The sequence below is a fragment of the Halostella limicola genome, assembly GCF_003675875.1.
GTDB classification, from domain to species: Archaea; Halobacteriota; Halobacteria; order Halobacteriales; family Natronoarchaeaceae; genus Halostella; species Halostella limicola.
In genome coordinates this window covers 448,641-472,124 of record NZ_RCDI01000002.1, presented here as the reverse complement: position 1 = coordinate 472,124, position 23,484 = coordinate 448,641, and the positions used below count along the sequence as shown (strand labels likewise).

Sequence of the window (23,484 nt, the reverse complement as noted above, 5' to 3'; positions counted from 1 at the left end):
GCCCTCTCTATAATCGAACGATCATGAACTTCACTACTTTCGACGAGATGGACCGTATGATGGAACAGATGCGCACGATGTGGGGCCGAGAGGGATGGAGCGACGCGACGAGCCTCGTCGAGGAGGACGGCGAGTACGTCTTCGTGATGGACCTCCCCGGCTTCGAGCGCGAGGAGATCTCGCTGACGTTCGACGACGGCGTGCTCACGGTCACCGCCGACCGCGAAACCGAGTCGGAGACGGTCGCCCGACGCCGCCGCGTCGACGAGCGCGTGACCGTCCCCGGCGAGGTGGACGTCGACGCGGTCGCCGCCACCTACCGCAACGGCGTCCTCGAAGTCCGCCTCCCGACGACGGACGCCGCCGACCGCGGTCGCCGCATCGAAATCGAGGAGTGACCGCGGCGCCGGACTCGCCGCTGGTCACTCGCGGTCGCCCCGCCAGAATTTTCGTTTCGAAAACCACTCACCGACCTAACTTATTTAGGAAATCTAATTTGTTTTCTTGAACTACAAGAACCCGTACATTTACGTGTAGTTACCACATACGTCTCACTTGACTCAAGCGGCGGTCAGGGGTGGCCGTCGCGGGGGGTAGCGTAACTATGGGAAAGTACATCACCGGACTCGTCAGCATCGTGGGGTTGCTAATAACTGTTATGGCCGCGTGGTTCATCCTGAAGGCGCCGCTGCTCGGTGAACCGCTCCCGCCGAGAGTGCATCTCGTCGGCGCGGCGACGTGGTTCGTCGTCGGGGCGATGATGCTCGTCTGGAGCACGAAGAAGTTCGTCACGCCGACGGGCACGGAGCGGCCGGACGTCGACCACTCGCGCCTGCGGACCTACAAGCGGTGAGCGGTCGGCGCTGACCGAGATCGCTTTTCGAGCAATTCCCCCGCGAGCGACAGCTATGCGGACGCGGGCCTTCCACAAGCGCCCTGCGTCAATCCCCGCCGGCCGGCCGCTCCTCCCACGCTTCCGCCAGCGTCCGCTGGACCGTGTCGTGGCCCACCGCCTCGGCGAGCGTCTCGAAGCCGGCGCGCTCCCGCCGATCGCCCGCGTCGGCGACGAGCCGCGAGACGATGAACTCCGGCGTCGAGCGCCCGACCGTGCCGAACCGCGGCTGGTAGTCGACGCGCAGTTCGAGGTCCGGCGTCAGCCCCTCCGCGAAGATGCCGTCGGTCCGCGCGGCGTCGGGGAGCGGTTCGAGGTCGTCGGCGAGGTGGGTGACGAACGTGCCGAGCGCCCCCTCGTCGACGGTGAGGCGGACGAGGCCGTGCAGGAGGTCGGCCGCGCTGCCCGGTTCCGTGATGGCCTCGAACTCGTCGACGAGCATCAGCGTCCGGTCCGACTCCGACAGCGGCGGGACGATGGAGCGCAGCGTCGACTCCAGCACGCCGGCGTTGAAGCTCGCGTGCCGGCGGTGGAACACGATGGCGTCGAACGTGGCCACCCGAGCGCGGTCGGCGGGAACGGGCAGGCCCATCGCCGACAGCAAGACGATCTGACACAGCGTCTCCAGTAGCGTCGTCTTCCCGCCGCTGTTCGCGCCCGTCAGCACGGAGACGTGCTCCTCGCCCGGAACCCCGACCTCGTCGGCGGCCACGTCGCGGGCGACGGTGTCCACCGCGTCCACCCCGTGGTCGCCCAGCGCGTAGGTGACCGGCTGCACGTCCTCGTCGCCCGCGGAGAGCGAGAGGTTGCGCGCCCCTTCGACGGCGACCGCGTCCGCGTCGGTGGCGTACTCGGGGCGCGTCAGGTCGTACGCCTCGGCGAAACGCGCCAGCGAGAGGTGGAAGGCGATGTCGTCGACCGCCGCCACGGCGACGTCGACGTCCTCGCGGGCGGCCGCCACCTCGCCGCGCAGGTCGCGGGCGACGGCGCGCTCCCGCTCGTCGGCGGCCTCCCGGAGGTCCTCCACTAGCCCCCGGAGCGTCCGGGCGACGAAGTCCGTCGCGTCCGCTGCGTCGGACGGCATGGCGTCGCGCACCCGGTCGACCGTGACGCCCGCCTCGTCGACGACGCGGTCGACGAACGACTGGCGGAATCCCTCGGTGCCGCGCACGTCGCCGTCTCGCACCCCGTCGACCACCTCGACGGGGGAGGCGGACATGGACTCGGCGGCGGCGAGTGCCGCCCGCAGGTCGTCGAGTTCGTCGTCGACGCCCTCGCGGACTCGCCCGTCGTCCAGCGCGGCGAGCGCCTCGGCCGCGTCGGCGAGCGCGTCGGGGTCGACGTCGGCGATGGGCGCGAACGGGCCCGCCGTGACCCTCGCCTCGCGGAGCGCCAGCGCCGCCTCGACGGCGGGGCGCTCGCCGCCGCCCGTCTCGTCGTACTCCTCGAACGCGGAGAGCACCGTCTCCCGGGTGTCGTCGTCGAGCGCCGTCCACGTGTCCCGCGCCGCGAGGACGGCGTCGAGCCGTTCCTCGCGCGTCTCGTGGTCGGCCGTCGGCGTCAGCACCTGAATCCGGTCGGCGGCGTCCCGCGTGACCGCGTACTCCCGCGCCAGATCCAGCAGCTCCTTGTACACCGACCGGGCGTCGCTCGTCGCCAGCACGTCCATCCCCGCCTCGCCGGTCGCGCGGCGCAGGATGCGCGTCGCCCGGCCGCGGCTCAGCCCCGCCTCGGTCAGCGTCCGCACGTCCGCGGACTCTATCGCCTCGACGGCGGCCTCGACGCCGAGCTCCTCCGTCAGCAGCTCGCGCGTCTTCGGGCCGACGCCCCAGTACTCCTCCAGTCGCATTGGGAAGAGTGGCGAACGGAGCGCTCTTAACCCGTGCGGTCTCGGGCAGTGGGGCCGTCGCAGGCGGTCCCCACCCGTATCGGAACCCACCGCGGGGAATCCGGCGAAATTCGGCGGGAGTTGGGAGTTTATAATGATAGATGCTGACGTGTAACGTATGCGAGCCGCTGTCCTCAGAGAGCACGGCGAACCGCTGGCGATAGAAGACGTGGAGCGACCCGAGCCCGCCCCGGACCAGGTCGTCGTCGAGACGGAGGCCTGCGGCATCTGCCGGAGCGACTGGCACGCCTGGCAGGGCGACTGGGAGTGGATCGGCGCGCAGGCCCAGCCGGGCCAGATCCTCGGGCACGAGCCCGCTGGGGTCGTCGAGGCGGTCGGCGAGGACGTGGAGACGCTCCGGGAGGGCGACCGCGTCGCGGTCCCCTTCACGCTCTCCGACGGGTCCTGCCCGCACTGCCGGGCCGGGCGCGCCAACGTCTGCGAGACGGTCGTTCCGCTCGGCTTCACCGAGATCGCGCCGGGGGCTTTCGCGGAGGCGTTCCCGGTACGTGCTGCCGACTACAACGCCGTGAAACTCCCGGACGGAGTGGACGCGGTCGACATGGCCGGTCTCGGTTGTCGGTTCGCCACGGCCTTCCACGGCCTCGCCCACCGCGCCGACCTCGACGCCGGCGACTGGGTCGCCGTCCACGGCTGCGGCGGCGTCGGTCTCTCCGCGGTCCACATCGCCGACGCGCTCGGCGCGAACGTCGTCGCGGTGGACGTGAAGGAGTCGAAGCTCGACGCCGCCGAGGACCTCGGCGCGGACGAGACGCTCGACGCGTCGGACGCGGAGAACGTCGGCAACGAGGTGAAGGCGCTCGCCGGCGGCGGCGCCGACGTGGCCGTCGACGCCCTCGGGGTCGCGGCGACGTGTCGCAACGCCCTCGACAGCCTCGGCACGCGCGGCCAGCACCTCCAGATCGGCCTCACGACCAGCGACGAGGGCGGGGAGGTGCCCCTGCCGACCGACGCGATGGTGATGCAGGAGATCGACTTCCTCGGCTCGTTCGGCATGCCGCCGAACCGCTACGGCGAGATCTTCCGCATGGTCGAGCGCGGGAAGCTCGATCCCGGCGCGATCGTCTCCGAGACGGTGTCGCTGGACGAAGTGCCCGAGCAGATCGCCTCGATGAGCGACTTCGACACGGTCGGCATCCCCGTCGTGACGGAGTTCTGAGCGGCGGTCGAGCGCGGCGGCGGAGCGGGTTTTCGCGAGACCCGCTTCGTTACTCGATCCGCTCGAGATCCGTTTCCGTCTCCTCGGTCTCGGCGTTCCCCGTGTTTCGCGTCTCGCTCGGTTCGAACAGCAGGATCTCCGCCTCGGGCTCGGCGACCGGCCGGTGTTCCACGCCGCGAGGGACGACGACGAGTTCGCCCTCCCGCAGCACCACGTCGGGATCGTCCCGGAACTCGATCCGCAGTTCGCCGGACACCACCAGGAACAGCTCGTCCGCGTCCTCGTGTTCGTGCCACACGAACTCGCCCTCGGCCTTGGCGAGCTTGACCGCCTGCCCGTTGAGTTCGCGGGCGAGGCGGGGCGACCAGCGCTCGTCGAACGAGGCGAACGCGTCCTCCAGATTCACTTTCTCCATGCGGCCCCGTTTCCCGAGGAGCGGCAAATAGCTTCTCCGCGTGCGACTCGTCCTGCGTCCGTCGGTTCCTATTCGCCGCGACGCCGCACGCCGGCGGCGGGGCGGAGCCGTTCGACCGGATCTGCGTCCGCTCAGGCGTACGTCGTCTCGATGAACTCCAAGATTCGCTCGGACTCGCCCATCGTCACGCCGTACTCCTCGTCGACGAGCACGGGCACGGAACGCTGGTTAGAGACGCGAGCCACCCCGTCGCGCTCGGAGTGGAGGCCGTCGACCCAGACGCTCTCGTAGTCGATATCCAGTTCCTGCAGGCGCTCGTGGACCTTCTCGCAGTACGGGCAGCCGTCGAGTTCGTACAGGGTGATGTCGCTCATGAACGGGCGTTGGGCCGCGCCGGGCAAAAAGCCGCGGGACACGGTGGCACGTGCCGGTTGCCGCGGCGGCCCACTACTCCCCGGACGCCGCCGTGCCGGTCTCGTCCAGTCGGTCGCGGTACTTCGCGAGCGCCTCGTCCAGCGCCGCCCCGGCGTCGATGTCCAGTGATTCCGCGAGGGCGAGCAGCGCGAACAGCGCGTCGCCGATCTCGTCGCTCGCCACGTCGACGTTTTCGGGCGCGTCGCCGTAGTCTGTCGATTCGGCCGCCTCCTTGGCGATCTCGCCGACCTCCGATTCGAGGTCGAGGATTCGGTAGGCGGGGCCGGCCTGCAGGTCGTGCTCCGCGACGAACGACGTGACGCGGTCCTGTTCGTCCATGGGAGGCAACGCTCGCGGCGACGGGGAAAACGTTTCGCTGCAGAGAGGTGTGCTAACGACCATCGAACCGGCGGAAAACACTTGCCGCGCTCCGCCGCCCTCCCGCTATGGACGACCGGATCGCGTCGGCGCTCTCCGCCGCGTTCCCCGACCGCGAGGTCGCGTCGACGGAGCCCGCCGGCCCCTCCTGGAACCCGACCAACGAGTCGGTGCGGGTCGACTTCGCGGACGGGCGGACCGCCTACCTGAAAGTCGCCGTCGACGGGGACGGCACCCGGATCGCGAGAGAACGGGGGACGATCGAGTACATCGGCGCGAACTGCGACGTGCGCGTGCCGGCGGTCCTTTCGAGCGACGCCGACGGCGAGGTCCCGTACCTCGCCACGGCGCCGCTGGCGGGCGAAAGCATCGTCGGACCGTGGTCCGAATGGGGCGTCGCGGAACGGGCCGAGACGGCGCGGCGGGTCGGCGAGGCGCTCGCGGACGTTCACGCGGAGCGGTTCGGCGCTCACGGGCACATCGCCGGCGGCGGGGCCGACGGACTCGACCTCGATACGGCTCCGTGGACGGACGTCCTCGTCGACACGATAGAGGACGTGCGGGCGCTCTCGCCCTCGGACCGCTTCGACCGGCACTTCGACGAGGTGATCGCCGCCGTCGAGGCGAACCGGGACCTGCTGGACGACGCGCCTGCCGCCCTGCTCCACGGCGACCCGGCCATGCCGAACTGCTTCCGCGGCGCGGACGGGATCGGGTTCCTCGACTGGGAGATCGCGCACGTCGGCGACCCGGTCCGGGACCTCCACCGCGTCCGAGCGCAGCAGATCGACGGGCTGCGTTCGGCCGGCGACGAGCGTCTCGTGACTGCGCTGCACGAGGGGTACCGGGAGCGAGCGGGCGGCCTCCCGCCCGGGTTCGAGGAGCGCCGACCGGTGTACCGGGCCGTCAGGTTCCTCGGAACGTCCGGATTCGTGGAGAAGACGGCCGAGTTCGCGGACGAATCCCTCGAGGAGTTCGCCGCGTGGGTCGACGCCGAGATGGAGCGACGGCTGGCCGAGATATAGTCGGCGCCTGCCCTCCGGGGGTCCCGCGGCCGTCGAAGCGCTTAGCACCTCGGCGACGAAACGCGGTCAGCATGGACGCCAGCGATATGGAGTACGCGTATCTCGGCGACACGGGCCTCGAAGTGTCGCGGCTCTGCCTGGGGACGATGAACTTCGGCGACTGGGGCATCGACGACCACGAGCACTGCGTCGAGGTGATAGACCGGGCGATCGACGCGGGGATCAACTTCGTCGACACGGCGAACCTCTACTCGCAGGGGGAGAGCGAGGCCATCGTCGGCGAGGCCCTCGCCGAGCGCGACCGCGACGAGATCGTCGTCGCGACGAAGGTGTACCACCGGATGCGCGAGGGGCCGAACGGGATGGGGCTGTCGCGCAAGCACGTTCTGGAGCAGGCGGAGAAGAGCCTCGACCGGCTCGGCACCGACTACGTCGACCTCTACCAGATCCACCGCTGGGACGACCACACGCCGGTAGAGGAGACCCTTTCCGCGCTCGACCATCTGGTCGACGAGGGCAAAGTCCGCTACGTCGGCGCGAGCACGATGGCGGGGTGGAAGCTGATGAAAGCGCTCGAACGGAGCGACGCCGAGAACTACGAGCGGTTCGTCTCGATCCAGCCGGAGTACAGCCTGACGCGCCGCCACGAGGAGCTGAACGCGCTCCCGGTCGCGGAGGACCAGGGCCTCGGCGTGATCCCGTGGTCGCCGCTGGCCGGCGGTTTCCTCACCGGGAAGTACGAGCGCGGCGAGCCGGCGCCCGAGGGGTCGCGGCTGGCCGAGCGCGACGCGGACCCCGAGGAAGAGTACGACGACGACGAGTGGACGGTGCTGGACGAGGTGCGCGCTATCGCCGAGGCGAAGGGGGCCACTCCCCTGCAGGTGAGCCTCGCCTGGCTGCTCCACAAAGACGTCGTCACCGCGCCGATCGTCGGCCCGAAGACGGTCCCGCAGCTGGAGGAGAACCTCGCCGCGCTCTCCGTCGACCTGACCGACGCGGAGATCGAGCGCCTCGAGGCGCCGATCGACCCGGCGTGGGCGCGGCAGGCGGTCGACGAGTAGCGTGCCGGTCGCAGTCGAGTAACGGCGGCGACCGGCGTCCCTGCGGCCACCGGCGCACTGCGACGCTAACGAACAGGGTTTTGGCCGTCCTGCGCCTAGGGCGCGGTACATGATGGCGACGACGCACGCGTTCGTCGGCCTCGCGCTGGCGAGCGCGGTCGCCGCGCTCGACCCCGCGCTCGCCATGCCCGCGGCGGTCGGCGGCGCGGCCGGCGGGCTCTTTCCAGACCTCGACCTCGCGGGCGCGCACCGCAAGACGCTGCACTACCCCGTCTACTACAGCGTCCTCGCGGTGCCGGCCGTCGCGCTGGCGGTCCTTTTCCCGAGCGCGCTCGCCGTGGCCGCGGCGCTGTTTCTCGTCTCCGCGGCGGTCCACTCCGCGAGCGATATGTTCGGCGGCGGCCTCGAACTGAAGCCGTGGGAGGCCACCTCGGACCGCGCGGTGTACGTCCACCCGACGCGGACGTGGATCCGGCCCCGCCGGTGGGTTCGATACGACGGGTCGCCGGAAGACTTCGTCGTCGGCGCGCTGTTCTCGGTGCCGGCGCTGCTGACGTTCGGCGGGCGGATCCGGACGCTGGTGCTCGCGGCGCTCGCCGGATCGCTCGCGTACACCGTGTTCCGGAAGCGGATAGTGGAGTGGGCACCGGAGTGGATGGAGTGACGCGACGCCCGTTCCCGCCCTAGTCGAGCGTGTACGAGTCGAACCGTCGGGCCGCGTAGGCGGCCGACGCGAACGGCGAGGCGAGCAGGACGACGAGCGCGCTGGCGCCGACGAGTTCGAGCGTCGCCGGCGACACCGCGAGGGCGGAGTGCAACAGGGGCAACACCGCGGCGACGAACTCCCGGAGCGTCGCCTCGACCGCGAGGCCGCCGGCGGCGACGGCGGCGGCGAACGCGGCGCTGTACGTCAGGAACGCGCGCTTGCTCGGCATCACCGCAGTGCGGTTCCCGACGACCTTGACGGACCCCTGTCGGGGGAACAGCGCGCCGATCCCCGTCGCCAGAAGCGGCGTCACTGTCGCCAGGACCGCCCCCGCCGCGGTCAGCAGCGCGACGCGGGAGAGCGAGAGGGGGCTAGCGACCCCCGTCGCGAGGGTGAGAAGGGCGGTGATCGGGACGGCAACCCCCGCCCCGACGAGGACGTGTCCGGCCACGAACTGCCGTCCGGAGACGGGCGTGGTGAGCGTCGACGGAAGCACGGAGCCCTGGTCGCCGAAGACGTTCAGGGTGACGAGGACGCCCGCGGCCCACCCGCCGTAGAGGACGACGAGGTAGGGGAACTCCGCCGGTACCCGCCCCTGCTCGACGGCGGTCTGGGCGACCGGGACGACGCCGAACAGCGGGTAGACGACGTAGGCGAGTTTGATCGGCGCGCGGACCGCGCGGCGCCAGGCGGCCGCGGCGACGGCCCGCGTCGGGCGCGAGAGCGACGACGGCATCGGGAGCGCGAGGTCGGGGAACCGGCCGCCCGTCGCCCCGTTTACCTCCTCGTCGGAGTCCGCCGACCCGGTCGCGGGGTCGGCGAACCAGTGTACCGACGCGACGCGGAGCGTCCCGGCGAACGCCGGGGCGACGGCCGCGAGGACGAGCACCGGCGCGGCGGCCGCGCGGGCCAGCGACGGGTCGATCCCCGGTGTCCCGAGGAGGAGGAGGTCGGCGAGCCAGCCGACGGGGGTCCGCGAGAGCGGGTCGAACAGCGTCGACCCGAGGACGTTGAGGCCGCCGCTGAACACGAGCGCGAAGTAGCCGAGGAAGGCCAGCGCGAACAGCGCCTGGCGGTGGCGCGCGAGGAACTCGTAGCGCGTGACGAGCTGGCGGACGAGCAGGCCGACGCCGTAGCCGACCGCGACGGCGAGCGCGCCGAGCGTCACGGCGACCGGGAGCGTCGCGAGGAACGGGCCCGGGGTTCCGGCGCCGTAGGAGAAACTGGCCGTCAGCGTCCACACCGCCGGCAGGACCCACAGCAGCACGAAGGCCAGCTCCGAGAGGAGCATGCCGCCGAGGGCGTCCCGCGTCGGAACGGTGGTCAACAGCCCGTCCGCCTCGGGGACCTCGCCCCGCTGCGCCACGGCGCGGGCCGCGGCGAGCGCCGTGAGGCCGACCCAGGCCAGCCCGACGAAGCCGCGGAGCGCGGGCAGGACGTCGAACTCGGCGAGACCGCCGCCACGGACCGCCCGTCCGGCCTGGTAGGCGCCGTACGCGCCGCCGGCGACGACGAGGGCGACCACGAGCGTCGACAGCGCGGTCAGCGCCAGGCGCGTCCGGTTGTCGGTGAACGACCGGAACGACCGCCTGACCTCCGTCCGCGCGATGAGGGCGCTGCGTCGCGGCGAGGGGACGACGCTCATCGGCGTCTCACCTCGGATGCGGCGGCGAGGCCGATGGCGGCGGGGGCGGGGACGAGCGCGGCGAGGGCGGCTATTGGGGATAATATTTCCCGCATGCGTTCGAATATAACTTGCGCACGCATAAACGACCCGACGATACGACGGCGTCAGTTCTCGACGATCGGGGGGAGCGAGCGCCGCGCGCCGCCCCGACGAGTTGGAAACGCTGAAACATCTCGGCTCGAACGGTACTCCCATGAGTCTGATCGACGCGGCGATGCGGACGACGCACCTCCTGTTCGCGGCAGTGTGGGTCGGTAGCGTGCTCTTCGTGACGGTCTCGGTGCTCCCGCTCGCCCGGGACGGCGACATCAACGCCGGGCCGGTCGAACGGATCGCCGGCCGTCTGACGACGGTGTCGCGGGCCAGCGCGCTCCTGCTCTTCCTGACAGGCGGCCACCTGGCCGCGAACGGCTACACCGGCGAGAGCCTGCTGTCGACGACGAACGGGAACCTCGTGCTCGCGATGCTCGCGCTGTGGGCCGCCCTCGCGGGGCTCGTCGAGGTCGGGAGCTCGAAGCTGACCGACGGCCTCCAGCGGAAGAAGGTCCGCGCGCCGGCGCGGGACGCGCTCCCCCTGTTTCAGGCGGCCACCGTCGTCGGCGTCCTCCTGCTGCTCGTCGCGGGCGCGATCACGACGAACGCGCTCGTGTAGGAATTCGGAGCCGATTCCGTCGGCTCGCGTCGGGCGTTTTCCCACGCGGAAGATATTTATGTGATAATTACATGCGTCCGGTATGAATCGGGACGTGAGAGATCTGCTCTTCTCGCTGGGCATCGTCGCGGCCACGGCCGCGTACGGACTGTTCCGGCGGAAGGGCGGCGAGAACGAGGCAGCAACCACGAGCGTCGCGGCGCGCGTCGTCGACGAAACGCCGGACCGGGCGACGGTCCTCTCCGACGACGGCTTCTTCGACCGAGTCCCCGGCGTCGCGGAGGCGATCCGGCGAGCGGTCCGCACTAACGCCCGCGACGAGTGGCAGGGCGTCGACATCGAGGGGAACGACGCCCTCGAACTCGTCGACCTCGTCCAGAAAGACCTGCCCTACTACGTCTCCGCTCCCGGAGAACCCCACGAGAGCGGCGTGTACGTCGAGTACGGCGGCACGACGGTCGTCGTGACGGCCGTCGGGTGGGAGCGCGTCGGCAGCCTCCCGCAGTAGCGCGGGCGACGCCGGCCGCTCCGCGGACGAACCGCAATCACTACCTGCGCCCGCGCGACAGCACTCCGCATGCAACTGGGCGTCATCGGACTCGGGCGCATGGGACAGATCGTCGTCGAGCGGACGCTCGACGCGGGCCACGAGGTCGTCGCCTTCGACCTCGACGAGGAGGCGGTCGCGGCGGCGGCCGACGCGGGCGCGACGCCCGCCGACTCCGTCACCGACCTCGCCGAGCGACTGGGTGAGGAGAAGCGGATCTGGCTGATGGTGCCCGCGGGCGCGGCGGTCGACGCCGCACTCGACGACCTCGAACCGCACCTCGACGGCGACGACGTCGTCGTCGACGGCGGGAACTCCCACTTCGAGGACTCCGTCCGCCGCGCCGAGGCCACGCCCGCCGCCTACCTCGACTGCGGCACCAGCGGCGGCCCCGCCGGTGCGGAACTCGGCTTCTCGCTGATGATTGGCGGCTCCGAGTGGGCTTACGAAGAACTGACGCCCGTCTTCGACGCCGTCGCCACCGGCCCCGCGGGCCACGACCGCATGGGACCCGTCGGCTCCGGCCACTACGTGAAGATGGTCCACAACGGCGTCGAGTACGCGCTGATGCAGGCGTACGGCGAGGGGTTCGAACTGCTCGCGAACGGCCGCTACGACCTCGACCTCGAAGCGGTCGCCCGCACGTGGAACAACGGCGCGGTCATCCGCTCGTGGCTGCTCGAACTCTGCGAGGAGGCGTTCCGCGAGGAGGGCAACGACCTCGGCGACGTCGCCGACCACGTCGCCGGCGGCTCCACCGGGACGTGGACCGTTCAGGAGGCGCTGGAACAGGAGGTGCCGCTCCCGCTCATCTACCAGGCGCTGTCCGAGCGGTTCGGCAGTCGCCGCGACCGGTTCTCGCGGCGCTTGGCGAATCGGTTGCGATATGGTTTCGGGCGTCACGAGGTCGCTCGCAGCGAGTAAAACGGGGAGAAGTGGAGAGCGTATCGGGGCGCAGAACCCCTTAGCGTCAAGTTCGGCGGTGCCCTAGATCGAGGGATGGGCATCCGCCTCGACGAAGCGCTCCGGGAGTCCGACCCCGAGGACGCGACCGACTTCGTCGCCGACGTCTGGGCGAGAAGCGGGTGGGAGACGTCAGTGGACGGAGCGACCGTGACCGCGACGCGGGCGAGCGAGACGCGGCGACTGCTGGTCTGTCACGATGCGAACGCGGACGAGGATGCGGGGGAAAGCGGCGACGCGACCGCCGAGGTCGACGCCGTCGTTTCGACGGGTGACGACGAGCGAGCCGCGGTGCTCGCGGAGCAGTACGATGCGGCGTCGGTCGGTGCGACCGATCTCTACCACCGATTCGCGTACGGGATGCCGGTCGAGGAGCGGGACCGGCTGGCCGAGCGGTACTTCGTCGCTGCGGCGGTGCAACCGCCGGAGAGCCACGACGGGGCAGCGACGCGAGACGGCGAGGACGTGGCGAACGCGACGGTCGACAGCGCCGGGCCTGTCGACGATGCGGACGGCAGCACCGCCCCCGAACGAGCGCGTGAGATCGGGTCACCCGACGACGCCGGGTTGGAGAAGCTCGGTCCGGAGAAACGCGAATCCGACGTGTTCGGCACCGAGGGTCGCGAGCCCGAGAAGGCCGGCCCCGCGGATGGCCAGACGTCCGATCCCGCGGATGGCCAGACGACCGCGGAGAGCGACGCTGCGACTGACGGTCCGGACGGCGACGAGACGCTGGGCGGCGACACCGTCAGACGGCGACTCACCGCGGTGGCGCTCCTGCTCGGTCTGTTCGCGGTCGGGGGTGCCGTCGCGCTCGGCGTCGTTCCCGGGCAGCAGGCGGCCGCCGGCGAGTCGACGACGACCGTCGGCGGTGGCGGGCCCGCGGTCGGGCCCGGGACCGCGATCGAGCCCGAGACCGAGGCCGGCTCCGGGGTCCTGGTGCGGGAGGTACTCTCGTCGGTGGCCGTCGCTCCCGACCGCGACGCGGAGCGTCGGTATGTGGGGCTACATCCGACATGTAACCGGCCGCCGGGGCTGGTCGTCAAGATCCAGCTCGGCGCGCTCCGGCAGAACGACGAGACGCTGAACAAGGGCATCCGCACCGTCTGGCGGTTCGCGTCGCCCGAGACCCGGCGCGCGACGGGGCCGTACCCCCAGTTCGTGAGACTGCTGAACAGCTCGCGCTACCGGCCGATGTTCGAGTACACCCGCGCGGCGTACGAGCCGCTCGTGTTCGAGAACCGCACCGCGCGACAGATCGTCACCCTGACGACGCCGAACGGGTCGACCGCGACCTACGAGTTCCGCCTCTCGAAGCAGTCCGGCGGCGAGTACGACGGCTGCTGGATGACCGACGGGGTGTTGCGGACGGACGAGCGCGCGGCCGCATCGCGCGAGTAATCACAACAGAGTTAAACCAGGATTTCCAACTTCGAGGCATATGGTGAACGAAATTGGGCTCGGACTCGGGTTGCTGATGACCGCGACGGCGGTGATCCTGCACTTCTCCCGGGGGACCGAGTGGCAGTCGAACGAGGACATCTCTCAGGAACTCCTCGAACGGCGGGCTGAGTCGGTCCCCGAGACCGACTTCCCGGAGCCGATGAACCGCGCCATCGGCGGTGGCGGCGGCGCGGCGGCCGTCGCCGCGGGCGAGGCCGGCGGCGAACTCGCGGAGGGCGAGGAAGGCGGCGCCGAGGAGGCCTCCAGCCCCGGCGACATCCCCGAAGACGAGATCGAGTACTACGAGATCGAGTACGTCAAGGAGGGCGAGACCATCGAGGTCGCCAACAACGAGACCCTGCTCGAAGCCGGCGAGGAGGAGGGCTGGGACCTCCCGTACGCCTGCCGGCAGGGCCAGTGCGTCTCCTGTGCCGGGCGCATCCCCGACGGCGACTCCACCGAGTTCGTCGAGCACGACGACCAGGAGATGCTCGACGAGAACGAGCTCGGCGAGGGGTACACGCTCACCTGCGTCGCCTACCCCCGCGGCGAGTTCTCGCTCGAGACGAGCGAAGCGCCGTAGACCGGCTCCGCCGTCGCGGCCCGTTTTCGCAGTTCTGTCGGACGTTCGATTTTCAGGTCACACGCGCCCAAGGAGCGACTGATCGGCGGTCGGCCGCGGCCCGCGCTACTCGTCCCGGAGCGCCGCGGCGACGGCCTCGAGCTCCGCCTTCCGGAAGGGTCGGTCGCTCCCGTCCGGTGCGTCGTCCAGTCCGCCGACTTCCGCGCGGATCGCCGCCCGCATCCGGGACTTGGCGGGGCGGCCGCTCGTGTCCACGTCGGCGTCCACGGCGTCGCAGATAGCGGCCAGCGCCTCTTTGGTGAATGCGGTCGATTCGACGCGCTCGTGTCTCCCCACGGCCTCGCGGATCTCGTTCCGGAGGTCGTCCACGGTCGGCGACATAGGTAGCGTGTGACGCGACCCCACCCTGTACGTTTCGGTCGAGGGGCGCGCCGGGCGGGCGTTCGTGGAGCCAGTCCCGCTCCAGCCGCCGGCACGGGCGAGTCCCCGCCGGAAGGACAACGTCTATTAGCCGCGGACCTACTTTCCGAATGGATGCTCGACGACGAGCCGGTTTACTACGTCATCAGCGACCTTCACATCGGCGGGGACGAGCAGCTCGAACACGTCGAGTTCCTCGACGAGCTGCTCGACTTCCTCGTCGGTCTGGAGTCGACCGACGAGAACGCCGAGCTCGTGATCAACGGCGACGCGTTCGGGCTCTGGGAGTTCACCGCCATCGAGGGGATGGAGAAGTTCGACGCGCTCGTCGAGAGCTACCCGGAGCTGTTCGAACAGCTCCGCGCGACCGGCGAGAACGTCCCGATAACGCTGGTGCCGGGCAACCACGACCACGAACTGGCCGCCTACGACGAGTACGTCGAGCGGTTCGCCCGGTACAACGTCGACCTCGTGCAGGACGAGTCGATCACCCGCCCCGTCGGGGGGCGGACGATCCACTTCGAGCACGGCCACCAGCGGGACCCGAACAACCGCATCGAGGACTGGGGGAACCCTCACGCGACGCCGCTGGGCTACTTCTACAACACCCTCGTGACCAGTCGGGCGGGGAAGCTCTCCGACCGCGGGCGGTACAACTGGCTGCGGGACGTGCAGGCGGTCACGCCGACCGAGCGGATGCCCGTGTGGCTGCTCTCGAAGTTCTTCTACCGGGAGATGCACCCGCTGCTGCGGTACTCGCTGGTCCCGTTCCTGCTGCTGTTCAACATCAGCGCGGTGCTCGCGGTGCTGGCCGGGCTGGACCTCGCCGGCATCTGGTCGGTGCCGGTCGAGCGCGTTCCGGCGTTTCTCGGGCAGTTCGGGCGCGCCGGCGAGGCGGCCTGGTTCCTGCTCGCGACCAACGTGGCCGTCGCCGGCCTGCTGGTGCTCGTCGGGATCCCGCTGTACTTCATCCGCCGGGACGTCCGGAAGACGATCGATCGGTTCGGCGTCTTCGAGACGGAGCTCACGGTCGACGCCGAGGAGCCGTACGAGGAGGCCGCCCGCGAGGTGTTCGACGAGCGGCCGGAGACGGCGGTCTTCTGCTACGGCCACACGCACCGACCGCGGCTGCGGTCGATCGACGGCGGGCTGCTCGTCAACACCGGGACGTGGCTGAAGCGCCTCCACCGTCGCGACGGCATTATCGGCGTCCTGCCGCCGGTGTTTTACCCGTCCTACCAGCTGTGCGCCGTCCGCATCGCCGCCGATAGCGACGGCGTCGCCGTCGAGTTCGAGGAGATCGAGAAGCCGAGCCCGAAGTCGGAGGAGCTCACTCTCACGGAGCGTCTGCTCACGCTCGGTCGGAAGCCGAACCCCGAGCTCCCGGACCGAGCGGTCGTCGAGAGCGGGGAGGCCGTCACGACCGCCGAAGCGGTGGAGGAGTCTGAGGCGCGGTAGACGCGGCCCCCGCGCGCCCGCCGACCCGGTCCGTCGCTCGCTGGGAGCCCCGGCGGGGTCGGTTGTCCGGGATCAGTCGTCGGCTTCGATCGTCTCGGCCCGCGGTATCGTCACGTCCGGCAGTCCGGCCTCGATCTGCTCGCGCCGCTCCTCGAACTCCCCGGGCAGCACGAGGCGCTCGCCGAGTTCGTCGAGGGGTTCGTCGCTGGTGTAGCCCGGGTCCTTCGTGGCGAGTTCGAACAGCACGCCGCCGAACTCTCGGAAGTAGACCGACCGGAACCAGTGGCGGTTTATCTGCTGGGTCGGGCTCAACCCCTTCGACCGGACGACCTTGCGCATCGCCGTCTGGTCCTCGTCGGTGGAGGTCTGGAAGGCGACGTGGTGGACCGTGCCGTGCCCCTGCCGCCCGCCCTCGATGGTCGGCAGCACGTCAACGTACTTGCCGACGGGACCGCTCGCGGCGAAGCGGGTCCGCTCGTCGCCCGGCGTGTCGCCCTGGGCCTCCTCCGTACCGACCTCCTCCAGCCCCATCGACCGGAGCAGGTCCTTCGTCGGGTCGGGGTCAGCCAGCCAGAGCGTCACCGAGTGGAACCCGCGGATCGCGGCCTCTTCCGGGACGAACTCCGTCCACGGGACGGTCGGGTCGTCCTCGGGAACGTCGACCGCGACCAGTTCGACCGGCAGGCCGTCGGGGTCCCGGAAGGGGAGGACGGTCTCGCCGAATCTCTCGACGCGGTCGTCGTAGTCCACGCCGCGCTCGTCGAAGCGGTCCTCCCAGTAGTCGAGGCAGCCCTCGGGGACGCGGAAGGCGGTCCGGGAGACCTGCCCGGAGCCGACCTTCCCCTGGGGCATGTCCTCCCACGGGAAAAACGTCATGCTCGTCCCGGGCGTCCCCTCCGCGTCCGCGAAGAAGAAGTGGTACGTCCCGGGGTCGTCCTGGTTGATCGACCGCTTGACGAGGCGGAGGCCGAGCGTCTCGACCCAGAAGTCGAGGTTTCGCTGCGGGTCGCCCGCGATGCACGTCACGTGGTGGATGCCGGGGGTAGGCGTGGGATCTGTCATCGTCGTGATCCAGGGGCCGGGGGAACTTGAGTTCGCGCTGACGTGAGTGTTACCGGGTCATCCCGATGCCGGTCCGACGGACCCGCGAGTGGGGCCCGTCCGTTCGGTATTCTCCCTACTGGGATCCGCCGACTGCGGCGGGGAAGTCTACGGTTGGCGACGATGATCGCTGTCGGGCCCGCGGACTGCAGTCGGACACGATACCCGCGGTCGGCACCGATCGCCACGTCGCATCCGCCACCGGAAGTCGCCGGTAAGACTTAATCCCTGTGCAGTGGTAACGGGTAACAATACATGAGCCACGACCAGGACCTTCCGTTCCCGACTTGCTGCTCGTGCTGTCCCCACCTCCAGGCGGTCACGGCGTCGTGTACGCACGACCTCCGGCAGTCCCTCGTCCACGAACTGGATACCGACGGCTCCTGTCCGGTGTTCGTCAGACTGAAGACGACCAAGATGCAGCGACTGGCCGAATGAGCGGCGACGTCTCCCCCTCGGTTCGCTAGCGATACGTCTTCTCTGATCGAACTTCGCCTCCGGATCAAAGGGTTCAATTACACGGGTTTCGTTTCGAAGTATCGTGAACGCGGACGCGCACGAGGAGTCGATCACCCAAGGGAGCCTGGCCCGGCCGATGTTCCGGCTCGCCTGGCCCATCGTGGTGATACAGCTCCTGCAGGTGGCCTACAACGTCGCCGACACGTTCTGGCTCGGCCAGCTCTCGGCCGACGCCGTCGGCGCGATGAGCCTCGCCTTTCCGCTCATCTTCCTCCTCATCTCCGTCGCCGGCGGCTTCACGACCGCGGGGAGCATCCTCGTCGCCCAGTACACCGGCGCGGAGAGCGACAGGTCCGCCGGCACCGTCGCGGGCCAGACGCTCTCGTTCGTCACCCTGCTCGCTGTCGTCCTGAGCGCCGTCGGCTACCTGCTGACGCGGGACCTGCTGGGCCTGCTGCCCAGCCAGGCCGAGACGACCGTACGCGTCGTCCCGCTGGCGGCCGACTACATGGAGATCCTGTTTCTCGGGCTCCCCTTCCTCTTCGGCTTCTTCGTCTTCTCCGCGCTGATGCGGGGGTACGGCGACACGAAGACCCCGATGCGCGTGATGGTCGTGTCCGTCGCGCTGAACGTCGTGCTCGACCCCGTCCTCATCTTCGGCTGGGGACCGTTCGCTCCCATGGGCATCAAGGGCGCGGCGCTTGCGACCATCTTCTCCCGCGGCGTCGCCTCGGTGCTCGGGATCTACGTCCTCTTCGGGACGACGGCGGGTCCCGACGTGAGCGTGAGCGATCTGGTGCCGGAACTCGAAACGGTCTGGGAGATCGTCCGCATCGGCACGCCGAGCGCGCTCGAGCAGTCGACCAGCGCGCTGGCGATGATCACGCTCACCGCGATGGTCGTCACCTTCGCGCCGCCGGTCGTCGCCGCCTACGGCCTCGGCAACCGCCTCGTCTCGCTCGTCTTCCTGCCCGCGATGGGGCTGGGTCGGGCGACGAACACCATGGTCGGCCAGAACCTCGGCGCCGAGCAGGAGGGCCGCGCCGAGTCCGCGGTGTGGCTGGCGGCGAAGACGGCCGCCGGCGTGATGGTCGTCGTCGCGGTCGTCGCCGCGCTCTTTCCCGAACCGATCGTCGGCGTGTTCATCGGCGCGGGGACCGAGGGGGCCGCCGAGACGGTCCGCCTCGGGAGCGAGTACCTCCGGATCCGGGCCGTCGAGTTCGCCTTCATCGGGATCACGCAGGTCCTGCTCGGCGCGTACCGCGGCGCCGGCAACACCAAGACCGCGCTCGCGTTCTCGCTTATCACCCTCTGGATCGGCCGCGTGCCGACGGTGTACTACCTCGCGTTCGTCGCCGGCTGGGGCGCGACCGGCGTCTGGGTCGGCATGGCGCTGGGCAACGTGATCGGTGCTATCACCGCGGGCCTGTGGTTCACCCGCGGGACGTGGAAGGAGCGAGTGATCGACGAGGAGGCGGACAGCGACGGCGGGGACGGAGCGACCGCGGTCGGCGCGGCCGCGGAGGAGTAGGTCGAGGAGGCGAGGCCGGCCGAGGCGCACGCCGATATCTCTCTCGGGGAGTAGCGGTCAAGGGATCGAAACGAGTCGAAGCGACGCGGTAGCGGGCGGAACGGGATTCGAACCCGCGATCTTTGGCTCCGGAAGCCAATGCCTTGTCCGAGCTAGGCTATCCGCCCACGCCTTCCGCTTCTGCCGCCGGTGCCTTAACGGAATCGATCCGCGCGGAACTGTCGGCCGCCGGTTTCGAGACGGCGACGACTGCGGCGTGCGCGTTCGGAAGCTACGCGTATCGATAGATTCATCGTAACGTTCACCCGTTTCTGTGAGAACGAGCAAACCAATGGAAATTTCGAACGATATTCTCTGCCTGTTCAGCGCGGAGATCGAGGAGACGCGAGATTCGTACGTGATCGAGGTGCCGAAACGCGAGATCGACGTCGGCGACGTGGACGAGAACGGGGCCTACCGCGTCGCGTTGCTGGCCGCGGCGTCCGCGGGTCAGGACCGGTCGTCGCCGGCCCGAGAGCAGCGCACCGAGGCGTCCGCGACGTCCCCCGCCCCGGACCGCAAGTCGTCGGGATCCACTCCCCCCGTTACGGAGGGCGAACAGCGCACGGTCGAGATCGAAGACATCGGCGAGCAAGGCGACGGGATCGCCCGCGTCGACCAGGGCTACGTCATCATCGTCCCCGACACCGAGCTCCGGGAACGCGTCACGATCGAGATCACGGACGTCGCGGAGACCGTCGCGTTCGGAGAGGTCGTCGAGCGCGGGGAGTACTACGACTAGGGAGAACCGATCAGGGCCGGCGAACGACCGCCTCGACGTCGGTCTCCGGTCGCAGCGAGAGCGAGGGCGAGAACGTCAGCGGTTCGGTGACAGAGACGTCGAGGTCGACGCGAGTGATCATCGTCGCCAGCGCTAAGACTAGTTCGAGGCGGGCGAACCGCATCCCGACGCAGTGGCGCGGGCCGCCGCTGAACGGAAAGTAGGCGTACTCCGGTCTCTCGGCGTCGCGCGCCCACCGCGACGGATCGAACGCCTCCGGGTCCTCCCAGAAGCGGTCGTCGCGATGGACCGCCCACTGCGGGAGCATCACCTGGGCGCCCGCGGGGATTTCGTACTCGCCGAGCACGACCGTCTCGGTCGCTTCGCGGTTCACCGCCCACGCCGGGGGATACAGTCGAAGCGTTTCCCTGACGACGTTTCGCGTCTTCCGCAGCGCGTCGAAGTCCTCGGCGCCGGGGAGCCCGTTTCCGACGACCGACTCGCACTCCGCGGCCACCGGTTCGCGAACGCTGGCGTGGCGACTCAGCTCGTACCACGCGTACGTCAGCGTCACCGCCGAGGAGTCGTGTCCCGCCAGCAGCAGCGCCGTCGCGTTGTCGCGTACCTCCGCCGTCGAGAGGTCGCCGCGCTCGTGTGCGGCGAGCAGGACCGATTCGACGTCCCCGCTGCCGGGCGAACGGTCGGCCAGTACGCTGGTGACGTACTCGTCGAGTCGCCCCACCGCCCGGTCGAACCGACGTTCCGTCGGTGTGGGCACCCACCCGGGCAGGAGCTGCCCGAACCGGCGGGGATCAGCTCGGTCGACGAGCGCGTCCGCGGCGTCTAGCACCACTGCCTCGTCGCCCTCGATGTCGACCCCGAGGAGCGTATCGCCGAGGATGCGAAGCGTCAACAGCCGCATCTCCTCTAATAAGTCGAGCTGGTCGCCGCTCTCCCAGCGTGCGACGTGGTCGGCGGTGCGTCGGGACATCCGAGTCCCGTACTTCTGGATACCCTCCCAGGTGAACGCCGGCTGCAACGCCCGCCGGAGGCGCTTCCACCGGTCGCCCGTCGACGCGGTGACCGCGTCGTCCTCGAAGCCGTCGAACGTCTCCCGCTGCTCTCGGCCGATGGTGAACTTCCCCTGCTGTTCTACCAACACCTGCTCGACGAGGTCCGGCCCGGTCACCATGTACAGCGAACGTCCGGGAAACCGCAGGTGGACCACGTCGCCCTCGTCGGCCCACGCCGCGACCGAGCCGAACGGGTCCCGCGAAAACGCCAACCCGTTTCCGAGCAGCGGCACACCGTCCGGGGTCGGCGGCCGTTTCGCTCCGCTCATAGCGGAACGTGGGCGTAATACTCCAAAGTTCTACGCCCCGGAATACGGGACGTCTTTTTGACTGGCGGGGGCCATCCTCCGTTCGGATTCGCGGAGGAATCGTCTTCTCAGCTGTCCCCGTTTTTCGGCGCGGTCCCGGTAGCAACGCGCGTTGTCGGTCCCGGGAACGGAGGCTACCCCATACTGCTCAGTACGAAGTCGAACGCAAGAGACGTGAGGTACGGAAGCACAAGCGCGAAGAGGACCTCCTGCAGCATGGCCGTGTTCAGCGGGAACTCGTTCGTCGCATCGACCCTCTGCATTCGGATGTGGTTGTACGTGTGCTGGCTGGCGTCGTCGCTCGACTCGGGTTCGGCGTACGGGAAGAGGTCGTCAGTGGGCCCCACCTCTCTGGACCGTTTGGCTAACGCGTCTATCTTCGCTTCCTTGGCGGCCGCGACGAAGGACTTGATCCAGAACATCGGGGCGAAGAAGAACACGAGACCCGCCGCCAACCCGGTCGAAAGGAGAGTCGAGGAGACCAGGTCGGTAGGGCTCGCGCCGACGGCGACCGTTTGAAACGTCGTGAACACGGTGAGCAAGACGAAGTACGAGACCGCGACGCTCTTGAACAGGTCTCCCGCGGGAGACAGGCCGGCGAACCCGTGCGGGTCGGAGAAATCGATCAGTTGCGCGCGACGGATCTTGAACGGCAGGAGGATGAGCACTCCGATAACGACCGTGAGAAACTCGGCCCCGATGGGGTAGAGCACGAACGGGATAACGATATAGAACCTGATCGTCGCGACGACGGGACCCGTTAGCTCGGCCACCGGCCCGACCAGGGTCGACGGATGTAGCAGCAACTGAGTGGCGTACAACAGGAGGCCGACGAAAAGAACCGAACCCATCACTCGCTGCGGTGCGATCCGTTCGAGTCCGGCATTCGTTTTCTCGGTCGGTTCACGCGGGACACCGAGAACGGCGAGCAACCGAGAGCCGATCGGTCCCTCCGTTTCGAGGTCTCGGACGTCTTCGTCGACGGCCTCCGGGAGGTCGTTCACGACGGCGGCGTACTTCGATTTAGTCCGGAGGAGGATCCAGACGACAGCGGGCCACGCGACCAGCTGGAATATCTCGCCAGGATTTACGGCGATCGACAGGGTGCCGGTTCGCAACCATCCCGCTACGGACAGAACCGGGAGATGGAGACAGACGACGGTCACAATGAAGAGATAGGGACCGAACTGTTGACCTCCGAAGAGCGTCTGCGACGCGTGATCGAAGCCGAGCCGGTTCGATACGCGTTCGATCCAGAGGTCCTGAATTTCCATTCCCGTATCTGACATGATAGTGGAATAAATAATACGGAATGATAAAACTGATCTCCGGATCCCGCGTCGGTAGCCAGAAATCGGACAATTTCGAGGGTGGGCATCTGAACGGCCGTAACGACCGGGTACCCTGCATGGATGAGACGGAAGGAATATCGAGCGGAAACGTCGATCAGATCCGATTCGAGTGCTTCTACTCGCCGTTTTACTTCTATCCGAAGGAAGCGATGCGAGCCTTTCCTCGCTCCCCCGGCACGGAGTCACCCGTCAGTCCGCGACTCGCGAACGTACGAGAGTCATGAACTCGTCCGGGTCGGCGGGTTTGGTGACGAAATCGTCCTCGCCGATCGCGTCGGGGTCGATATCGGTGTCCTTCCGCTGCGCGCTGGTGAGGACGATAACTCGAACACGATCCAGATCGGGGTCGCTGCGGATCGCCTCGAGGACCTCGATGCCGTCTACTCTCGGCAGGTTCAGGTCGAGAAGGGCGATATCGGGGTAGGGGACGTCGGTAAACCCGTTCCGCTGGTGGAGGAAATCGAGCGCTTCCTTGCCGTCTCTCGTGATATGCAGGTTGTGCGGCGTCTCTCCAAGCGCCTCTTGGATCAGTCGAACGTCACCGGGGTTGTCCTCGACCAGGAGAATATCGGCGTTCGTCGCGGATCGTTTCCCCATCTTGCTCACATCTAATGCTACAATACAAAAAGAGTACCTACTGGCTCCGGGCGGAGATTTTAGCTCGTATTTCGGTAGAATGCTACAGTAACAGATTTGCGACGACCGCGCTTCGGTAGTGCCTCAGCGGGATTCTGTTCTCTCTGCAGTCGCGGGCGAGGTGCGGTATGGCACCGATACCGGTACGGTCGCAAGCGACGCTCCCGACGGCCGACCGTCCCTCTCGGGGCAGCATTCGCCGCGACCGGCTAGCGCGAGTCGGGCCGTCGTTTCCGAAGGCCGCCGCGCTACAGGATGATCACGACGAACGCGACGGAAAGTACCGTCGCGAGGCCGACGGACGACAGCGTCAGGGTACGCCGGTCGGCGTCCGAGAGGCCGAAGCGCCGGCCGGCCCAGACGGTGCTGAAGAGGCCCCTTAGCGCGACGGAGAGCCCGGTCGCGGCGATCCAGCCCCCGCCGAGCGCCGTCTCAGAAAGCAGCGTAAGGCCGTATCCGACGATCAGGAGTCCGAGGAGCACGGCCACGATGGACGTGTAACCGAACGATCGGTCCGAGTGAGAGGTAGTCGTTGACATCCGAATATACAGA

At 69.1% G+C, this 23,484-nt stretch carries 26 protein-coding genes and 1 tRNA gene; 15 read left to right on the top strand and 12 right to left on the bottom strand.

Annotated elements, in window-relative coordinates; translation table 11 throughout:
• Positions 1-23 precede the first annotated feature (23 nt).
• Positions 24-398, top strand: a complete 375-nt coding sequence (locus D8670_RS10420; protein WP_233752222.1) for an Hsp20/alpha crystallin family protein — start codon at positions 24-26, stop codon at positions 396-398.
• A 206-nt stretch (positions 399-604) separates the two neighbouring features.
• Entirely contained in the window at positions 605-853 is a 249-nt protein-coding gene (locus D8670_RS10415; protein ID WP_162994258.1) for a hypothetical protein, read from the top strand.
• An 88-nt stretch (positions 854-941) separates the two neighbouring features.
• Here D8670_RS10415 and D8670_RS10410 read toward each other — a convergent pair whose 3' ends face one another.
• Entirely contained in the window at positions 942-2,741 is a 1,800-nt protein-coding gene (locus D8670_RS10410) for a P-loop NTPase family protein (protein WP_121818043.1), read from the bottom strand.
• A 157-nt stretch (positions 2,742-2,898) separates the two neighbouring features.
• Here D8670_RS10410 and D8670_RS10405 point away from each other — a divergent pair, with 157 nt between their 5' ends.
• On the top strand, positions 2,899-3,960 hold the full coding sequence (locus D8670_RS10405) for a zinc-dependent alcohol dehydrogenase family protein (RefSeq protein WP_121818042.1): 1,062 nt from the start codon (positions 2,899-2,901) through the stop codon (positions 3,958-3,960).
• Between the two features lie 49 nt (positions 3,961-4,009).
• Here D8670_RS10405 and D8670_RS10400 read toward each other — a convergent pair whose 3' ends face one another.
• The 3 genes from D8670_RS10400 to D8670_RS10390 form a co-directional block, all read right to left on the bottom strand.
• A complete protein-coding gene (locus D8670_RS10400; RefSeq protein WP_121818041.1) occupies positions 4,010-4,375 on the bottom strand; it encodes a cupin domain-containing protein in 366 nt (121 codons plus the stop codon).
• Positions 4,376-4,506: 131 nt separating this feature from the next.
• Positions 4,507-4,749: a glutathione S-transferase N-terminal domain-containing protein gene (locus tag D8670_RS10395; RefSeq protein WP_121818040.1), complete on the bottom strand. Its 243-nt coding sequence runs from the start codon at positions 4,747-4,749 to the stop codon at positions 4,507-4,509.
• A gap of 73 nt (positions 4,750-4,822) precedes the next feature.
• A complete protein-coding gene (locus D8670_RS10390) occupies positions 4,823-5,128 on the bottom strand; it encodes a MazG nucleotide pyrophosphohydrolase domain-containing protein (RefSeq protein ID WP_121818039.1) in 306 nt (101 codons plus the stop codon).
• 107 nt (positions 5,129-5,235) lie between these two features.
• Between D8670_RS10390 and D8670_RS10385 the strand changes: the two genes are divergently transcribed.
• The 3 genes from D8670_RS10385 (at position 5,236) to D8670_RS10375 (ending at position 7,917) form a co-directional block, all read left to right on the top strand.
• Positions 5,236-6,192, top strand: coding sequence for a phosphotransferase family protein (locus tag D8670_RS10385; RefSeq protein WP_121818038.1), 957 nt, complete (start codon positions 5,236-5,238; stop codon positions 6,190-6,192).
• Between the two features lie 86 nt (positions 6,193-6,278).
• Positions 6,279-7,253, top strand: coding sequence for an aldo/keto reductase (locus tag D8670_RS10380; RefSeq protein ID WP_121818037.1), 975 nt, complete (start codon positions 6,279-6,281; stop codon positions 7,251-7,253).
• 112 nt (positions 7,254-7,365) lie between these two features.
• Positions 7,366-7,917, top strand: coding sequence for a metal-dependent hydrolase (locus D8670_RS10375; RefSeq protein WP_233752221.1), 552 nt, complete (start codon positions 7,366-7,368; stop codon positions 7,915-7,917).
• 19 nt (positions 7,918-7,936) lie between these two features.
• Here the strand turns inward: D8670_RS10375 and D8670_RS10370 are convergent, their stop codons facing one another.
• Positions 7,937-9,604: a hypothetical protein gene (locus tag D8670_RS10370; protein ID WP_121818035.1), complete on the bottom strand. Its 1,668-nt coding sequence runs from the start codon at positions 9,602-9,604 to the stop codon at positions 7,937-7,939.
• 235 nt (positions 9,605-9,839) lie between these two features.
• Between D8670_RS10370 and D8670_RS10365 the strand changes: the two genes are divergently transcribed.
• The 5 genes from D8670_RS10365 (at position 9,840) to D8670_RS10345 (ending at position 13,834) form a co-directional block, all read left to right on the top strand.
• The gene (locus D8670_RS10365; protein WP_121818034.1) at positions 9,840-10,298 is read left to right on the top strand and encodes a CopD family protein; all 459 of its coding nucleotides are present in this window, start codon (positions 9,840-9,842) and stop codon (positions 10,296-10,298) included.
• A gap of 82 nt (positions 10,299-10,380) precedes the next feature.
• Positions 10,381-10,806, top strand: a complete 426-nt coding sequence (locus D8670_RS10360; protein ID WP_121818033.1) for a hypothetical protein — start codon at positions 10,381-10,383, stop codon at positions 10,804-10,806.
• Positions 10,807-10,875: 69 nt separating this feature from the next.
• Positions 10,876-11,769, top strand: a complete 894-nt coding sequence (gnd, locus tag D8670_RS10355; protein ID WP_121818032.1) for a phosphogluconate dehydrogenase (NAD(+)-dependent, decarboxylating) — start codon at positions 10,876-10,878, stop codon at positions 11,767-11,769.
• A 75-nt stretch (positions 11,770-11,844) separates the two neighbouring features.
• Positions 11,845-13,209, top strand: a complete 1,365-nt coding sequence (locus tag D8670_RS10350; RefSeq protein WP_121818031.1) for a DUF4864 domain-containing protein — start codon at positions 11,845-11,847, stop codon at positions 13,207-13,209.
• 40 nt (positions 13,210-13,249) lie between these two features.
• Positions 13,250-13,834 (top strand): 2Fe-2S iron-sulfur cluster-binding protein, encoded by a 585-nt coding sequence (locus tag D8670_RS10345; RefSeq protein ID WP_121818030.1) that lies wholly within the window; start codon positions 13,250-13,252, stop codon positions 13,832-13,834.
• 105 nt (positions 13,835-13,939) lie between these two features.
• Here the strand turns inward: D8670_RS10345 and D8670_RS10340 are convergent, their stop codons facing one another.
• Complete coding sequence (locus D8670_RS10340; protein ID WP_121818029.1) at positions 13,940-14,215, bottom strand: hypothetical protein; 276 nt, start codon at positions 14,213-14,215, stop codon at positions 13,940-13,942.
• A 153-nt stretch (positions 14,216-14,368) separates the two neighbouring features.
• Here D8670_RS10340 and D8670_RS10335 point away from each other — a divergent pair, with 153 nt between their 5' ends.
• Positions 14,369-15,712 carry a metallophosphoesterase gene (locus D8670_RS10335; protein ID WP_121818028.1) on the top strand — a complete coding sequence of 448 codons (1,344 nt, stop codon included), beginning with the start codon at positions 14,369-14,371 and terminating at the stop codon, positions 15,710-15,712.
• A gap of 72 nt (positions 15,713-15,784) precedes the next feature.
• Here D8670_RS10335 and D8670_RS10330 read toward each other — a convergent pair whose 3' ends face one another.
• Positions 15,785-16,774 carry a ring-cleaving dioxygenase gene (locus D8670_RS10330; protein ID WP_121818027.1) on the bottom strand — a complete coding sequence of 330 codons (990 nt, stop codon included), beginning with the start codon at positions 16,772-16,774 and terminating at the stop codon, positions 15,785-15,787.
• Positions 16,775-17,068: 294 nt separating this feature from the next.
• On the opposite strand from D8670_RS10330, the gene D8670_RS10325 reads away from it, so the two are divergent.
• Positions 17,069-17,251 (top strand): hypothetical protein, encoded by a 183-nt coding sequence (locus tag D8670_RS10325; protein WP_121818026.1) that lies wholly within the window; start codon positions 17,069-17,071, stop codon positions 17,249-17,251.
• Between the two features lie 157 nt (positions 17,252-17,408).
• On the top strand, positions 17,409-18,803 hold the full coding sequence (locus D8670_RS10320) for an MATE family efflux transporter (protein WP_121818584.1): 1,395 nt from the start codon (positions 17,409-17,411) through the stop codon (positions 18,801-18,803).
• A gap of 92 nt (positions 18,804-18,895) precedes the next feature.
• On the opposite strand, the gene D8670_RS10315 is transcribed toward D8670_RS10320, so the two are convergent.
• A tRNA-Arg gene (locus D8670_RS10315) sits at positions 18,896-18,970 on the bottom strand.
• A gap of 164 nt (positions 18,971-19,134) precedes the next feature.
• Between D8670_RS10315 and D8670_RS10310 the strand changes: the two genes are divergently transcribed.
• Positions 19,135-19,584: a TRAM domain-containing protein gene (locus tag D8670_RS10310; RefSeq protein ID WP_121818025.1), complete on the top strand. Its 450-nt coding sequence runs from the start codon at positions 19,135-19,137 to the stop codon at positions 19,582-19,584.
• 10 nt (positions 19,585-19,594) lie between these two features.
• On the opposite strand, the gene D8670_RS10305 is transcribed toward D8670_RS10310, so the two are convergent.
• The 4 genes from D8670_RS10305 to D8670_RS10290 form a co-directional block, all read right to left on the bottom strand.
• Positions 19,595-20,905, bottom strand: a complete 1,311-nt coding sequence (locus D8670_RS10305; RefSeq protein ID WP_121818024.1) for a cytochrome P450 — start codon at positions 20,903-20,905, stop codon at positions 19,595-19,597.
• Positions 20,906-21,078: 173 nt separating this feature from the next.
• Positions 21,079-22,233, bottom strand: a complete 1,155-nt coding sequence (locus D8670_RS10300; RefSeq protein ID WP_162994257.1) for a hypothetical protein — start codon at positions 22,231-22,233, stop codon at positions 21,079-21,081.
• 252 nt (positions 22,234-22,485) lie between these two features.
• The gene (locus D8670_RS10295; protein ID WP_121818022.1) at positions 22,486-22,893 is read right to left on the bottom strand and encodes a response regulator; all 408 of its coding nucleotides are present in this window, start codon (positions 22,891-22,893) and stop codon (positions 22,486-22,488) included.
• Positions 22,894-23,180: 287 nt separating this feature from the next.
• Complete coding sequence (locus D8670_RS10290) at positions 23,181-23,471, bottom strand: hypothetical protein (RefSeq protein WP_121818021.1); 291 nt, start codon at positions 23,469-23,471, stop codon at positions 23,181-23,183.
• Positions 23,472-23,484: the final 13 nt, after the last annotated feature.